The 14,183-nt window shown below is 63.7% G+C and carries 12 protein-coding genes and 1 pseudogene; 10 read left to right on the top strand and 3 right to left on the bottom strand.

The features are described 5' to 3' along the window. Positions 1-95: 95 nt before the first annotated feature. The 8 genes and pseudogenes from sepF to nrdR all read left to right on the top strand — a co-directional run. Positions 96-809 carry a cell division protein SepF gene (sepF, locus tag CURSPS6_RS02725; RefSeq protein WP_030013957.1) on the top strand — a complete coding sequence of 238 codons (714 nt, stop codon included), beginning with the start codon at positions 96-98 and terminating at the stop codon, positions 807-809. Positions 810-851: 42 nt separating this feature from the next. Beyond that, positions 852-1,154, top strand: a complete 303-nt coding sequence (locus tag CURSPS6_RS02730) for a YggT family protein (protein WP_030013959.1) — start codon at positions 852-854, stop codon at positions 1,152-1,154. 292 nt (positions 1,155-1,446) lie between these two features. Further along, complete coding sequence (locus CURSPS6_RS12905; protein ID WP_030013960.1) at positions 1,447-2,235, top strand: DivIVA domain-containing protein; 789 nt, start codon at positions 1,447-1,449, stop codon at positions 2,233-2,235. A gap of 151 nt (positions 2,236-2,386) precedes the next feature. Next, entirely contained in the window at positions 2,387-2,941 is a 555-nt protein-coding gene (gene lspA / locus CURSPS6_RS02740) for a signal peptidase II (protein ID WP_030013962.1), read from the top strand. Continuing rightward, positions 2,938-3,912, top strand: a complete 975-nt coding sequence (locus tag CURSPS6_RS02745) for an RluA family pseudouridine synthase (protein ID WP_030013964.1) — start codon at positions 2,938-2,940, stop codon at positions 3,910-3,912. The genes lspA and CURSPS6_RS02745 overlap by 4 nt, the downstream gene beginning before the upstream one ends. A gap of 75 nt (positions 3,913-3,987) precedes the next feature. Continuing rightward, complete coding sequence (dnaE, locus tag CURSPS6_RS02750) at positions 3,988-7,503, top strand: DNA polymerase III subunit alpha (RefSeq protein ID WP_416371668.1); 3,516 nt, start codon at positions 3,988-3,990, stop codon at positions 7,501-7,503. Positions 7,504-7,587: 84 nt separating this feature from the next. Next, positions 7,588-8,919: a histidinol dehydrogenase gene (hisD, locus tag CURSPS6_RS02755; protein ID WP_051687805.1), complete on the top strand. Its 1,332-nt coding sequence runs from the start codon at positions 7,588-7,590 to the stop codon at positions 8,917-8,919. After that, a pseudogene (gene nrdR, locus CURSPS6_RS02760) lies at positions 8,920-9,405 on the top strand (transcriptional regulator NrdR); the annotation flags it as partial. A gap of 321 nt (positions 9,406-9,726) precedes the next feature. Here the strand turns inward: nrdR and ppgK are convergent. Together ppgK and map are read right to left on the bottom strand one after the other, a co-directional pair. Then, on the bottom strand, positions 9,727-10,611 hold the full coding sequence (gene ppgK, locus CURSPS6_RS02765; protein WP_082469992.1) for a polyphosphate--glucose phosphotransferase: 885 nt from the start codon (positions 10,609-10,611) through the stop codon (positions 9,727-9,729). Between the two features lie 45 nt (positions 10,612-10,656). Further along, positions 10,657-11,571, bottom strand: coding sequence for a type I methionyl aminopeptidase (map, locus tag CURSPS6_RS02770; protein ID WP_051687565.1), 915 nt, complete (start codon positions 11,569-11,571; stop codon positions 10,657-10,659). A 42-nt stretch (positions 11,572-11,613) separates the two neighbouring features. Here map and CURSPS6_RS02775 point away from each other — a divergent pair, with 42 nt between their 5' ends. Then, the gene (locus CURSPS6_RS02775; RefSeq protein ID WP_030013971.1) at positions 11,614-11,823 is read left to right on the top strand and encodes an SPOR domain-containing protein; all 210 of its coding nucleotides are present in this window, start codon (positions 11,614-11,616) and stop codon (positions 11,821-11,823) included. Between the two features lie 18 nt (positions 11,824-11,841). Here the strand turns inward: CURSPS6_RS02775 and panB are convergent, their stop codons facing one another. Further along, positions 11,842-12,705 (bottom strand): 3-methyl-2-oxobutanoate hydroxymethyltransferase, encoded by an 864-nt coding sequence (gene panB, locus CURSPS6_RS02780; protein ID WP_030013973.1) that lies wholly within the window; start codon positions 12,703-12,705, stop codon positions 11,842-11,844. Positions 12,706-12,840: 135 nt separating this feature from the next. On the opposite strand from panB, the gene glnA reads away from it, so the two are divergent. Beyond that, positions 12,841-14,181, top strand: coding sequence for a type I glutamate--ammonia ligase (gene glnA, locus CURSPS6_RS02785; protein WP_030013974.1), 1,341 nt, complete (start codon positions 12,841-12,843; stop codon positions 14,179-14,181). Positions 14,182-14,183: the final 2 nt, after the last annotated feature.

Consider the following 14,183-nt stretch of genomic DNA (forward strand, 5'->3'; position numbering starts at 1 on the left):
TGGCGTGTTGACCCGCGTGATTTCCCTTGTCAGTGGGAATAATGGTCCCATTGACGGGTAGCGCCCGTTTCACGAACGATTCTCGAGGAGTTCACATGGCCGGAACACTGCGCCAGGCAATGGTCTTTCTTGGCCTAGCCGACGACGGGTACGAGGCCCAGCCCGCGGCGCAACGGCGTCGGGCTGAGCCGGAAGTACGAGAACAGTCTTATGCGGACTCGGTAGACCGTGATCCGCGGGAGGCCGTCGACGGCTCGACCGCGTTGGCCACAAAGCCACGCGTCGAACCCCGCGAACAGTACGAGGAAACCGAGGTTCGTCGGCAACCCGAACGTCGACCCCAGGCGCAGCGTGAAACGCGTTCCACGTCTACTGCGGTTGCGACGCGCCGCGCGGACGCCGGCCAGACGGCCGCTCCTCGCTCGGCCGACACGGAACCGGCGGATGTGGCAGACGACTATCGCGCTCCCGTGACTCCGATCAACCGTGCCGCGGCACAGACCGAAAGCGATAACGAATTGCGACGCATTACCACCATTCACCCGCGCTCCTACAATGACGCGAAGGTGATCGGCGAATCCTTCCGGAACAACATTCCCGTGATCATGAACGTCACGGACATGGATGTTGCCGAGGCCAAGCGATTGGTTGACTTTTCGTCGGGGTTGACGTTTGCCCTCAACGGCAGCATCGAACGGGTCACCGAGCAGGTATTTCTGCTGACCCCGTCCAATTTGGAGGTCTTGGCCTCCGAGGACGTCTCCTCCGCGGCGAACGAGACCGACGATTCACTGTTCAACCACAGCTGATAGCGCCGTTTCGATCGGTTCGTCTCAGGAAGGATTCATCCGTTGATCTCGGCTTTGGCCATCATCCATTTCGCCCTGTACTTGGCGTTTCTCGTGCTGATGTTTCGGCTGATCCTGGATTGGGTGCAGACTTTTGCGCGGTTCTGGAGGCCCAAAGGGATCGCGCTGGTGTTCGCGACCTCGGTGTATACCATCACCGATCCGCCCATGCGGTTGATGCGCAAATGGATCCCGCCGTTGCGGATTGGCTCGGTCTCCCTAGACATGGGGTTCCTGGTGTTGCTGGTTGTGCTGAGCATTGCCCAGAGCATCGTGAGGGCGTCCCTGGTCTCGGGCGTCGGATAAGCGCTCAACGAACGTTCACGCGGACGTCTAGGTGATCGCCAGACTTTTCCCATAAGCTCTCGTGTGAGCCGTGAGGTAGCGGTCGGGATGGGCCGACGGATCCATCGCACGGTGAGACGCATGGCGTGTCCCGCTCGCGATCATCCAGCCGTGACCGATCGCGAACCGCCTACCGAGGGGAATCTCCTTCGGCGTTCGTCGCGGTCCAGCCGCCCAACGTCGCCGCCGGAGAATTCCCAACCACAATTTCGATGCGACTGTCGCCGCATCTCAACGATAAGAGGTGTATTTCATGACATTGACCCCAGAACAGGTCATTAACAAGACCTTCCAGCCCACCAAATTCCGCGAAGGCTACGACCAGGAAGAGGTGGACCTCTTCCTGGATGAGGTCGTCACCGAACTGCGCCGCCTTCACAAGGAGAACGACGGCCTGCGCCAGAAGCTACGCGAAGCCGGAATCGACCCCGAGTCCGACTCGGTCTCTTCGGCGGGCGGCGGCAATACCGCGTCGGCCGGAACGGCCGCGTCGACGTCGACCGGTGCCGCGAGCACCGAGGGTGCGTCTTCGGATTCGGTCGCAGCCCTGAACGTGGATTCCGACTCGGCCTCCGACTTGTCCACCGAAAACCTGGATTCCGAGATCCACCCGACGGAGGAGCAGGTTCCGACCGCCGCCGAGGGCGGACAGGAGCAGACTTCCGCTTCGGCGCAGACCACGGATCAGAACGCGGAGGTCGGGGCCCAGCAGGGCAACAAGACCGAGTCCGCCGCGTCGGCCGCCGCGGTGATCGCCATGGCGCAGCGCCTCCACGACGAGTACGTCTCGCAGGGTGAGTCCGAGAAGGCACGTTTGATCGAGGAAGGCCAGACGACGGCTCAGTCGCTGCTGAGCGAGGCCGAAACCAAGCGATCCGAGATCCTGGCTTCCCTCGAGCAGTCCAAGACCAACCTGGAATCGGACGTGGACACGCTCCGCACCTTCGAGACCAAGTACCGTCGCGAGCTGAAGTCCTACCTCGAGAACAAGCTCACCGACTTGGAGAATTCGCCGCGCGTCGAGCCGGCACAGACCAAGTAGTCGAGTCTTCGAGACCTGAGGGTCTCGACCGGGGCCAGCGGCCGAGTGCCGCTGGCCCCGTTAGTCTATTAAAGACGCCCCGAGCCGTCCGGCGGATACTGCCGGCGATTCGGGATGATGCCCACACCGTAGCCCAGGAGAATGTCCGCCCGTGTGCCAACGTGCCGAGACTGATGCGTCTCATCGAAGCTTCCGCCCGTATTTCATCGCCGGATTCGTGATGCTCGTCGTGCTCTACGCGGCTGACCAGCTGACCAAAAACGCGGTCGTGACGCACATGTTCGAAGGACAGGCGATTCCGGTCGTGGACGGCGTTTTATGGTGGCACTTCATCCGTAACCCCGGGGCCGCATTCTCGATGGGCGAGTCCGTCACGTGGATTTTCACTATCGTCATGGTCATCGTGGCCGGCGTGGTGATCTATTACCTTCCGCGGGCCCGCTCGCGCGCGTGGATCTTGGCACTGTGCGGCCTGCTCGCGGGTGTCCTCGGGAACCTGACCGACCGGTTGCTTCGGGAACCCGGGTTCGCCCGGGGACACGTCGTGGATTTCATTTCCGTGCCACACTTCGCGATCTTCAATATCGCCGATTCGTGCATCACGGTCAGCATCGTGGTGCTGGCGATCCTCATGGTCACCGGCGTCCCGCTGGACGGGCGGGCTCACCCGGACCCCACACCCGCCTCGGACAAGGACGCATCATGAACGACACCACGCAGGGAACCCACACGTGGACCGCGCAGGCGGATCAGGCCGGTCTCCGATTGGACGCGTTCCTCGCGAACGCGACGGGTCGGTCCCGCTCGGCCGCCAGCGAATGGTGCGCGGACGGCCTCGTCGCCGTCGAGCTGGACGGGAAACCGCTCAAGGTAGCAAAGTCACTCAAGGTCCCCGAGGGCGCCAGGGTCACCGCCGAGGTACCGGACCCCGCGGCCAAGGTGCGCGTGGTGGCCGAGACGGTCGACGGATTCGGGATCGTTCACGAGGACTCGGACATCGTCGTCGTGGATAAGCCGGCCGGAGTTGCGGCGCATCCTTCGCCGGGATGGCACGGGCCCACCGTGGTCGGCGCCCTGAGCGCGGCCGGCGTGGAGATCACCACCTCGGGAGCCGCGGAGCGGCGGGGCATCGTGCACCGTCTTGACGTGGGAACCTCGGGTCTGATGGTCGTCGCCAAGAACGAGCGTTCGTATTCGGTGCTCAAGAGGGCCTTCAAGGAGCGCACCGTGACCAAGGTGTATCACACCATGGTGCAGGGTATTCCCGACCCGCTGCGGGGGACGATCGACGCCCCGATCGGCCGTCATCCCGGCCACGAGTGGCGCTTCGCCGTGGTCGAAGACGGCCGAAACGCCGTGACGCACTACGAGGTGCTGGAGGCTTTCGGCCCCGCGAGCCTCGTGGAGGTGCACCTGGAAACCGGGCGGACCCACCAGATCAGGGTGCACTTCTCGGCGCTGAACCACGCGTGTTGCGGGGATCTGACCTATGGTGCCGACCCCGCCGTATCCGCACGGCTCGGTCTGACCCGACAGTGGCTGCACGCGCATCGATTGGGATTTGACCACCCCGGTAGTGGACAGCCGGTGGAATTCTCCAGCGAGTATCCAGCCGATCTCCAGTTTGCGGTGGAGGCCATGCGCAGCGGAGATGCCGTCGGACCGTCGACCGCCTAAAGTGGAATGGTGACTTCCGCGGCTCAATCCTCAGGCAAAGGCTTTACCCACCTGCACGTCCACACCGAGTACTCGATGCTGGACGGCGCGGCGCGACTCGACGATCTGTTCGAACACGCCCACGAACTCGGCATGGATTCCATGGCGACGACCGACCACGGGTTCCTCTTCGGCGCCTTCGACTTCTGGAACCGGGCGCGAAATGCCGGCATCAAGCCAATCATCGGCGTCGAAGCCTACGTGACTCCTGGCACGGCGCGGCAGGACCGCACGCGCGTCAAATTCGGCGACGGCGGCCGCAACGACGTCTCCGGTGGCGGTGCCTACACGCACATGACCCTCTTGGCCGAGACGACCCAGGGCATGCACAATCTGTTCCGGGCCTCCTCGAAGGCCTCCCTGGAGGGGCACTTCTATAAGCCCCGCATGGACCGCGAGTTACTGAACACCTACGGCAAGGGCCTCATCGCGACCACCGGTTGCCCCTCGGGTGAGGTGCAGACGCGTCTGCGCCTCGGCCAGTACAACGAGGCGCGCGAGGCCGCCGCTGAATTTCGGGACATCTTCGGCAAGGACAATTACTACCTCGAGCTCATGGATCACGGGCTCGGTATCGAAAAGCAGGTCACCAGCGATCTGCTGCGACTGGGCAAAGACCTCCAACTGCCCATGGTCGCGACCAACGATCTGCACTACACCCATGCGGAGGACGCCAAGGCCCACGCCGCGCTTCTGTGCGTGCAATCGGGCTCCACGCTTCAGGATCCCAAGCGATTCAAATTCGACGCGGACGAGTTTTATGTCAAGTCCGCGGCGGAAATGCGAGAACTTTTTCGGGATTTCCCGGAGGCCTGCGACAACACCCTCGAAATCGCGGAACGGTGCAACGTCGAGTTCGACACCAGCGCCAACTACATGCCGAACTTCCCGTGCCCTCCCGGCGAGAACGAGGAATCCTGGTTCGTCAAAGAGGTCGAAAACGGTCTGCACTATCGCTTCCCGAACGGCATTCCCGATGAAGTGCGTCGACAGGCCGAATACGAGGTCGGCATCATCACCCAGATGGGCTTCCCCGGTTACTTCCTCGTGGTCGCCGACTTCATCAATTGGGCCAAGAACAACGGCATTCGGGTGGGGCCGGGGCGTGGCTCGGGTGCCGGTTCGATGGTCGCCTACGCGATGCGCATCACCGAGCTGAATCCGCTCGACCACGATCTGATCTTCGAGCGGTTCCTCAACCCCGACCGTGTGTCCATGCCCGACTTCGACGTCGACTTCGATGATCGGCGCCGGTCCGAGGTCATTCACTACGTGACCGAGAAGTACGGCGAGGATAAGGTCGCCCAGATCGTCACCTACGGCACGATCAAGGCCAAGCAGGCCCTCAAGGACTCGTCGCGAGTTCTGGGTTATCCGTTCTCGATGGGGGAGAAGCTGACCAAGGCCATGCCGCCGGACGTCATGGGCAAGGGCATCTCCCTGAAGGACGTCTACAACAAAGACGCCAAGCGCTATGGCGAGGCCGAAGAGCTCCGCGAGGTCCTGGCCTCCGACGAGGAATCCCGCAAGGTCTTCGAAACCGCGGAAGGCCTCGAGGGCCTGAAGCGCCAATGGGGCGTCCACGCGGCCGGCGTCATCATGTCGAGCCACAACATCATCGACGTCATTCCGATCATGCGTCGCGAGCAAGACGGCCAGGTGATCACCCAGTTCGATTACCCCACGTGCGAGGGCCTCGGTCTGATCAAGATGGACTTCCTCGGGTTGAGAAACCTGACGATCATCTCCGACGCGATCGAGAACATCAAAGCCAACCGGGACTTCGACCTCGACCTCGAATCCCTCGAAACGGACGATCAGGAATCTTATCGGCTCCTCGCCCGCGGCGACACGCTCGGGGTGTTCCAGCTCGACGGCGGGCCCATGCGTCAGCTGCTGAAGCTGATGCAACCGGATCACTTTGAGCACATCTCCGCCGTCCTGGCCCTGTATCGGCCCGGGCCGATGGGCGCCAATTCCCACACCAACTACGCGCTGCGCAAGAACGGCCTGCAAGAGGTGACGCCGATTCACCCGGAGCTCGAGGAGCCGCTGGCCGAAATCCTGGACACGACCTACGGGTTGATCGTTTACCAGGAGCAGGTCATGGCCATCGCGCAGAAGGTGGCCGGCTACTCCCTCGGCGAGGCGGATATTCTGCGCCGCGCGATGGGCAAGAAGAAAAAGGCCGAACTGGACCGACAGTACGAGACGTTCCACCAGGGAATGCTCGACAACGGATACTCCGAGGCGGCGATCAAGGCGCTGTGGGACATTCTGCTTCCGTTCTCCGACTACGCCTTCAACAAGGCGCACACGGCGGCCTACGGATTGGTCTCCTACTGGACCGCGTACCTGAAGGCGCACTATCCGCAGGAATACATGGCCGCCCTGCTGACATCCGTGGGCGACGACAAGGACAAACTGGCCCTTTACCTCAACGAATGTCGGCACATGAACATCACGGTTCTCCCGCCGGACGTCAACGAGTCCGCGTTGAACTTCACGCCAGTCGGAGACGACATCCGCTTCGGGATGGGCGCCGTGCGCAACGTGGGGGCCAACGTGGTCTCAGCCCTGGTCGAAACGCGTGAGGACAAGGGAAAATTCACCTCGTTCCACGACTTCCTCAAGAAGGTTCCCGCGGTCGTCTGCAATAAGCGGACCATCGAGTCGATGATTAAGGCGGGGGCCTTCGATGACCTGGGGCACCGGCGTCGGGCCCTCTCCCTGATCCACGAGGAAGCCATCGACTCGACGGTTTCGGTCAAGCGCCAGGAGGCGGCCGGCCAATTCGATCTGTTCGGCGGGTTCGGGGCCGATGAGGAGGATCCCACGACGGATCTCACCGTGGCCATTCCGGACGTTCCGGAGTGGGAGCGCCGCGACATGCTGAACTTCGAGCGAGAAATGCTCGGACTCTACGTCTCGGATCACCCGCTCCGTGGGCTCGACGACGTCCTCGGGCAGCTCTCCGACTCGTCCGTGCAGTCCCTCTTGGACGAGGACGGCAAGCCCGACGGCTCGGTGGTGACGATCGCCGGAATGATCACCTCGGTCCAGCGGAAGGTGGCCAAGACCAGCGGAAATGCTTATGCCCGCGTCGAACTCGAGGACCGGACCGGCTCGATGGAGGTCATGTTCTTCGGCAAGGTCTACGCCCCGATCGCGGGTGTGCTGACCGAGGACCTGATCTGCACGATCAAGGGGCGCCTCCAACGGCGTGACGACGGTTCCGTGACCATCAGCGCCCAAGAGCTCAAGGTTCCGGATATCGATGCGGACGGCCAGAAGGGACCGGTCATCCTGTCGATCCCGGAACACCGGGCCACCGAATCCACACTGCGCGAACTGGAGAATATCCTGATCAATCACCGCGGGGACGCGGAAGTCAGGATCAATCTGGCGTGCCGCACCAAGGACGTCCTGATGAGGCTTTCGCCGCGGCTCCGGGTGAATCCCAACCCGGCCCTCTACGGCGACCTCAAGGTGCTCTTCGGGTCCTCATGCCTGGAGAGGACCTCCGGGCCCGGCGCGGATATCGGAGTATGAACCGCTGAATCTCGAGGTGGCGGCAAAGGGCGTTAAACTGGCTGGGTGACTGACTCTGACTCGACCACCCTGCCCGACTCGATCATGCGCGTCCTGGACCTGCGAGGACGGCATCTGAGCCCTGCGCAACTTCGCTCCGTCGTCCCGCGCCAGACCGGAGAGTTTCTGGCGTCCGCCGAAGACTCGGTCGCCTCGATCCTCGCGGATGTCCGTGAGCGGGGGGCCGACGCCTTGCGCGAGCTCTCCGCGCGTTTTGACGGGGTGACCCAGGAATCCCTGCGCGTTCCCGAATCCGCGGTCGAGGAGGCCCTCGGCGCTCTCGACCCTGCCGTGCGTCGCGGGCTCGAGGTCGCGATCGAGCGGACCCGGGCGTTCGCCGCCGCGCAACGGCCGGAGGACGCAAGCATCGAGGTGGCCCCGGGCGCGCGGTTGACGCATCGCTGGACGCCGGTCCGACGCGTGGGGCTCTACGTCCCCGGGGGACTGGCCGTCTATCCGTCGTCGGTCGTCATGAACGTCGTTCCCGCCCAAGCGGCGGGCGTGGAATCCGTGGTCCTGTGCACCCCGCCCCAACAAGAGTTTGGCGGGCTGCCCCACCCCACGACCCTTGCCGCGGCCGGTTTGTTGGGCGTCCAGGAGATCTGGGCCATCGGCGGTGCTCAGGCCCTCGGCGCGATGGCCTACGGCATCGACGGCGAGGAAAGCATGGAACCTGTCGACACCATCACGGGCCCCGGCAACATCTTTGTCGCCATGGCCAAAAGACAACTTCGCGCGGTCGTCGGCGTGGACGGCGAGGCGGGAACCACCGAGATCGCCGTCCTGGCGGATGCCCACGCGGACCCCGATTTTGTGGCCGCGGATCTGTTGTCTCAGGCCGAACACGACCCCAACGCGGGTTCCCTGCTAGTCACGGACTCTCCGGCGCTCGCCGAGGCCGTCTCGCGGGATCTCGCGCGCCGTGTCTCTCGCACGAAGCACCGGGATCGCGTCCTGGAGGCGCTCGGCGGCCCCCAGTCCGGAGTGGTCCTGACGGATTCGTTGGATCACGGTATCGACGTGGTCAACGCCTACGCCCCGGAGCACCTGGAGATTCAGACCGCGGATCCCGGAACGGTCGCCGGTCGCATCCGGAACGCGGGCGCCATCTTCCTGGGGCCCTACAGCCCGGTGCCCCTGGGAGACTACGCCGCGGGGTCCAACCACGTGCTGCCGACCGGCGGATCCGCGAGGCACAGCAGCGGCCTCTGCACGACGTCGTTCATGAAGGCCGTGCAGATCATCGAGTATTCTTCCGATGCGTTGGCCGCGGTCGGGGAGAACGTCACCGCCGTCGCGGACGCGGAGGACTTGCCGGCGCACGGGGAGGCCATCACGGCCCGTACCGATCGTCGGTCCACCGGAGGAGTGAGCTGAATGCATTGCCCGTACTGCCGACATCCCGATTCTCGCGTGGTGGATTCACGCGTCGCCGACGATGGCTCCTCGATCAGGCGACGCCGTCAATGCTCGTCGTGCACCAGGCGCTTCTCCACGTTGGAAACGACGTCGGTCAACGTCATTAAGAGGTCGGGTGCCACCGAACCCTTTCAGAGGGCAAAAATCGTCTCGGGGGTCCGGAAGGCGTGTCAGGGGAGGCCCGTCAGCGAAGATGACCTTGCGTTGCTCGCTCAGGAGGTCGAAGAGTCGATCCGGGCCCGCGGTTTGGCGGAGATCGACGCCAACGACGTCGGCCTGGCGATCCTCGAACCCCTGCAGCGCCTCGACGAAGTGGCCTACTTGCGCTTCGCGAGCGTGTATCAGGCCTTCGACGGGCTGGAAGACTTCGAGACGGCCATCAGGACACTGCGCGGCATCAACGCCGCTCCAGACGCCGCCGGGGCCTCCAAGGACTCGGCGGAGGGGCAGGACGAATCCGGGGAGGAGGACGCCCCGAAGAAGAAGTCTCGGCGGCGTTCCCGGCCGGCTCCCGAGCCCGAGGACCCGGACCAACCAACACTGATCTAGACCCGTCGAAATTCTTGTGGTTAGATAGGGACTGGTCGCCGGTACTTGCGGAGGGGAAGCCGTCAGGTACCGGCGTTCACCTTTTAACGATGACCGTCTCATCCGCCGGAGAAACCAGCGGTGACCGTTCACGTCAGAAAAAAATCCGTTCGCGGCCCCGAGGCCACGAACGGATTTTTTCGTGATGAGGGATCAGGGTCGGCGGGCCCCCGGGCTCTACGCCGTGATGCCCTGATCGTGGTGCTCGCGTTCCCCGGGCTGTCCGGCGGCCCAGAGCGCGGCACCGACGATGCCGGCGTTATTCTGCAGGGCGGCCGGCTGAATCGGGGTCGCGATGTCCTCGAGGTACGGCATAAACTTCTCGGGTTTCTTGGACACGCCGCCACCGATGACGAACAGATCGGGGGAGAAGAGGGCCTCGACCCGGCTGAAGTAGCGGTGGAGGCGCTTTCCGTACTTTTCCCACGAGAGGTCCTCCCGCTCGCGGGCGCGGACGGAGGCGCGCGACTCGGCGTCGTGGCCGTCGATCTCGAGGTGCCCGAGCTCGGTATTCGGCACGAGAACCCCGTTGTGGATCAAGGCCGAGCCGATGCCGGTGCCGAGGGTGATCACGAGGATCAGCCCGTCCCGATTGCGGCCTTGACCGTAGATTCCTTCGGCCAATCCGGCCGCATCGGCGTCGTTGACCGCGTAGACCCGTCGTCCCACGGCCTCTTCGGCGAGCTTTTGCAGTTCGGCGCCGATCCACGACTCGTCGACGTTGGCCGCGGACCAGGTCACCCCATTCTTGACGATGGCCGGGAAGTCGACGCCGATGGCGCTGTCGGGGTCAGGGGCGACGTCGCGGGACTGCAGCTCCTCGACGATCTGACGGACCACCGGAAGCACGTTCTCCGGCGTCGCGGGCTGGGGCGTATCGATGCGGAATCTCTCGCTGGTCAGCGAGCCGGTGCGCAGATCGACGACGCCGCCTTTAATGCCGGTTCCGCCGATATCGATGCCGATGGCCAGTTCGTGAGGCCGGGGATCGGGTAGTCGGTCAGCGGAATCGAGATCCTGTTGAATCGCCACGGCCGGGCGGTCCGGGGACACAGTTGACATGGTTTCTCCTGAGGATGATCTGAGGTGTGGTGCCGTCGTCGGCGGTTAAGGAAGCGTCAAGACGTCCACACCATCGGCGGTGACCAGCATGGTGTGTTCGAACTGAGCGCTCCGGCGGCGGTCCTTGGTCACGACGGTCCAGTCGTCGTCCCACATATCCCATTCGATGGTCCCGAGGTTGAGCATCGGCTCGATGGTGAAGACCATGCCTTCCTCGATGACGGAATTGTAGGCCGGGGCGGCATCGTAGTGAGGGACGATCAGGCCGGAGTGGAATTCTCGACCGACTCCGTGGCCCGTGAAGTCGCGGACCACGCCGTATCCGAAGCGGGCCGCGTATTTTTCGATAACGCGCCCGATGACGTTGAACTCGCGTCCCGGCTTGACCGCCTTCATGGCTCGCCGGAGGGATTCTTCGGTCCGCTCGACCAAGAGGCGGGACTCCTCGTCGACCTCTCCGACCAGAAGAGTCCGGTTGGTGTCGCCGTGCATCCGATTCTTATAGGCCGTCACGTCGAGATTGATGATGTCTCCGTCTTCCAGGACCGTGGAATCCGGGATGCCGTGGCAGATGACCTCGTTGAGTGACGTGCAGACGGATTTCCAGAAATTCCGGTAACCCAGAGTCGACGGGTAGGCGCCGTGATCACACATGTATTCGTGGACGACGCGATCGATCTCGTCGGTCGTGCGCCCGGGCACGCAGTATTCTTCGGCCGCGACGATCGCGCCCGCGGCGATCTTTCCCGACTCGCGGATGAGCTCGACTTCTTCCGGGGTGTAGAAGTTGGAGCCGTTGCCCTCTTGGGCCGTGGCTTTCCCGACGTATTCGGGGCGTTCGATCGATGCCGGAACCTTGCGCGTGGGCCCGACGACGCCCGGGGTCAGGGCCCCGAGCGGAGCACCCCCGTCGGCGGCCGGAATGTTGTGGGATGTCGTGGAAATATTGGTACGGGACATATAGTCAACTCTAAGACACATCGCCGAGACAGGAGGCACGTCATGAACGTCAACGACAGCGCCGAGGGCGATCACGCCCAGTACTGGTTCAATACGTATACCCACGAGGTCGAGCAGGGCGCACAATCGGACTATCGCCAGCTCCTCGGGCCGTATGCGACCAGGGGAGAGGCCGAGAACGCCCTTCAGCACGCCAAGGAACGCAATGAGGCATGGGACGCCGAGGACGCCTCGTGGCGCGGAGACGCCTAACCGAGGGTGACGCATTCCTCACTCGTGAAAGACATGCTCCTCGCCGGGAAAACTGCCGTCGAGCACGTCGTGCCGGTATGACGTGGCTGCCTCGGTGACGACCGACCGCAGGTCGGCGTACCGCTTGACGAACCGAGGGGGCCGTCCGCCCGTCAACCCGACCATGTCCTGCCATACCAAGACCTGGCCCGTCGTCGAGCCGCCGGCACCGATGCCGATGGTCGGGACGCCGACGCCTTCCTCGACAGCACGAACGGCGGCCTCGGTGGTCATTTCCATGAGCACGGCGAAAGCCCCCGCCGCTTCGAGCGCCTGAGCGTCCGCGAGGAGCTGGGGCGCCGCGTCCTCGCGACCCTGAACCCGAAATCCGCCGAGCGCATTGGTCGACTGCGGGGTGAACCCGATGTGGGCCATCACGGGGACACCCGCCTGGACCATGGCGCGGACGTGCTCGGCGTAATAGGCCCCGCCTTCCATTTTCACGGCGTGGGCACCGCCTTCCTTCATGAGACGGACCGCGCTCGCGACGGCTTGAGACGGGGATTCTTCGTAGGTCCCAAACGGCAGATCGACGACCACCAACGCGCGCGTCGCGGCACGGGCGACGGCCCGGGTCAGGGGAATCATCTCTTCGAGGGTTACCGGAAGGGTGGACTCGTAGCCGTAGACGGTATTACCCGCGGAGTCGCCGATCAGTAGGACCTCAATGCCAGCGGTGTCGAAGATCTCCGCCGTGATGGCGTCATACGAGGTCAACATCGAAAATCGCTGACCACGGTCTTTGCACCGTTGCAGATGGGTCGTGCGAATGCGTCGAACCGAGGAGAGCCAATCGTCTCCATCGGGAGTAGGGGGATTGCTGTCCTGCATGTATGAAGCCATGCACTCAGACTACTAGGACGCCCCCACCGGCAGAATGTCCGTCCACAATGTCGCCGGCGAGCCTCTGCCTGAATCGATGCGCAGGATAGAGTTGGTGACGCACACGATCGAGGGCACCGACCGCCAAGGAGAGTCATGGACCGGCAGCAAGAATTTGTCCTTCGCACCATCGAGGAACGAGATGTGCGGTTCGTCCGGATGTGGTTCACCGATGTGGTGGGAACGCTGAAATCGGTGGCCCTCGCGCCGGCCGAGGTGGAGACCGTCTTCGAAGAGGGCCTGGGATTCGACGGCTCGTCGATCGAGGGCCTGTCCCGCGTGCACGAATCGGACATGCTGCTTCAGCCGGACCCGTCAACTTTCCAGCTGTTGCCCTGGCGGGGAGAGACCGAACCGACATCCCGGATGTTCTGCGACATCCTCACCCCCGACGGAGAGCCCAGCACCGCCGACTCCCGAGGGGTCCTGAAGCGGATCCTCGCGAAAGCCGGAGACATGGGGTTCACCTGCTACACCTCCCCGGAGATCGAGTTCTACCTGCTCAAGTCCCAGGAACTGAACGCCGAAGGGCACCCCGAGCCCGTGGACCGCGAAGGCTACTTCGACCACGTGTACGGCGGCGTGGTCCAGGACTTCCGCCGTCGTGCGGTCACGATGCTCGAGTCGGTCGGCATTTCCGTGGAATTCAGCCATCACGAAGGCGGCCCGGGACAAAATGAGATAGATCTCCGACATGCCGATGCGTTGCAGACCGCGGATAACATCATGACCTTCCGGTCGGTCATCAAAGAGGTCGCCTTTTCGCAGGGGATCTACGCGACCTTCATGCCGAAGCCGTTCACGGAATTCCCGGGCTCCGGGATGCACACGCATTTCTCGCTGTTTGAAGGCGACACCAACGCATTCTTTGAGGCGGGAGCGGAATATCAGCTGTCGCAAACCGCCCGGCACTTCATCGCCGGAGTCCTGCGGCACGCCCCCGAGTTCACCTCGGTCACCAACCAATTCGTCAATTCGTACAAGCGCCTGTGGGGCGGCGGCGAAGCGCCCAGTTACCTCTCGTGGGGGCATAACAACCGATCGGCCCTCGTCAGGGTCCCCCTGTATAAGCCCAACAAGATGCAGTCGGCGCGCATCGAGTACCGCGGCGTGGACTCGGCGGTCAATCCGTATCTCGGATACGCCGTGATTCTTGCCGCCGGGCTCAAGGGGATCGAAAACGAATACGAGTTGCCCGACGCCGAGGACGACGACGTCGCGTCGATGACCGCGACCGAGCGGCGGAGCCTGGGGCACGACCCTCTTCCCTCGTCTCTGCATGATGCGATCCGTCAGACCGAAGACTCCGAGTTCATGGCCGAAACCTTGGGCGAGACGGTCTTCAACCAGTTCCTGCGGAATAAGCAGGATGACTGGACGGCGTATCGCATGGAGGTCACTCCGTACGAGCTGAAGTACAACCTGGGCCTCCTGTAGAT

The sequence above is a fragment of the Curtobacterium sp. S6 genome, assembly GCF_000710345.2.
Classification (GTDB): domain Bacteria; phylum Actinomycetota; class Actinomycetes; order Actinomycetales; family Micrococcaceae; genus Rothia.

What these genes read in the sequence shown, in the direction of transcription:
- sepF (WP_030013957.1), top strand. Translation starts at nt 96, where the DNA reads ATGGCCGGAACACTGCGCCAGGCAATGGTCTTTCTTGGCCTAGCCGAC.
- CURSPS6_RS12905 (WP_030013960.1), top strand. Translation starts at nt 1,447, where the DNA reads ATGACATTGACCCCAGAACAGGTCATTAACAAGACCTTCCAGCCCACC.
- CURSPS6_RS02745 (WP_030013964.1), top strand. Translation starts at nt 2,938, where the DNA reads ATGAACGACACCACGCAGGGAACCCACACGTGGACCGCGCAGGCGGAT.
- dnaE (WP_416371668.1), top strand. Translation starts at nt 3,988, where the DNA reads ATGCTGGACGGCGCGGCGCGACTCGACGATCTGTTCGAACACGCCCAC.
- hisD (WP_051687805.1), top strand. Translation starts at nt 7,588, where the DNA reads ATGCGCGTCCTGGACCTGCGAGGACGGCATCTGAGCCCTGCGCAACTT.
- ppgK (WP_082469992.1), bottom strand. Translation starts at nt 10,611, where the DNA reads ATGTCAACTGTGTCCCCGGACCGCCCGGCCGTGGCGATTCAACAGGAT.
- map (WP_051687565.1), bottom strand. Translation starts at nt 11,571, where the DNA reads ATGTCCCGTACCAATATTTCCACGACATCCCACAACATTCCGGCCGCC.
- CURSPS6_RS02775 (WP_030013971.1), top strand. Translation starts at nt 11,614, where the DNA reads ATGAACGTCAACGACAGCGCCGAGGGCGATCACGCCCAGTACTGGTTC.
- panB (WP_030013973.1), bottom strand. Translation starts at nt 12,705, where the DNA reads ATGGCTTCATACATGCAGGACAGCAATCCCCCTACTCCCGATGGAGAC.
- glnA (WP_030013974.1), top strand. Translation starts at nt 12,841, where the DNA reads ATGGACCGGCAGCAAGAATTTGTCCTTCGCACCATCGAGGAACGAGAT.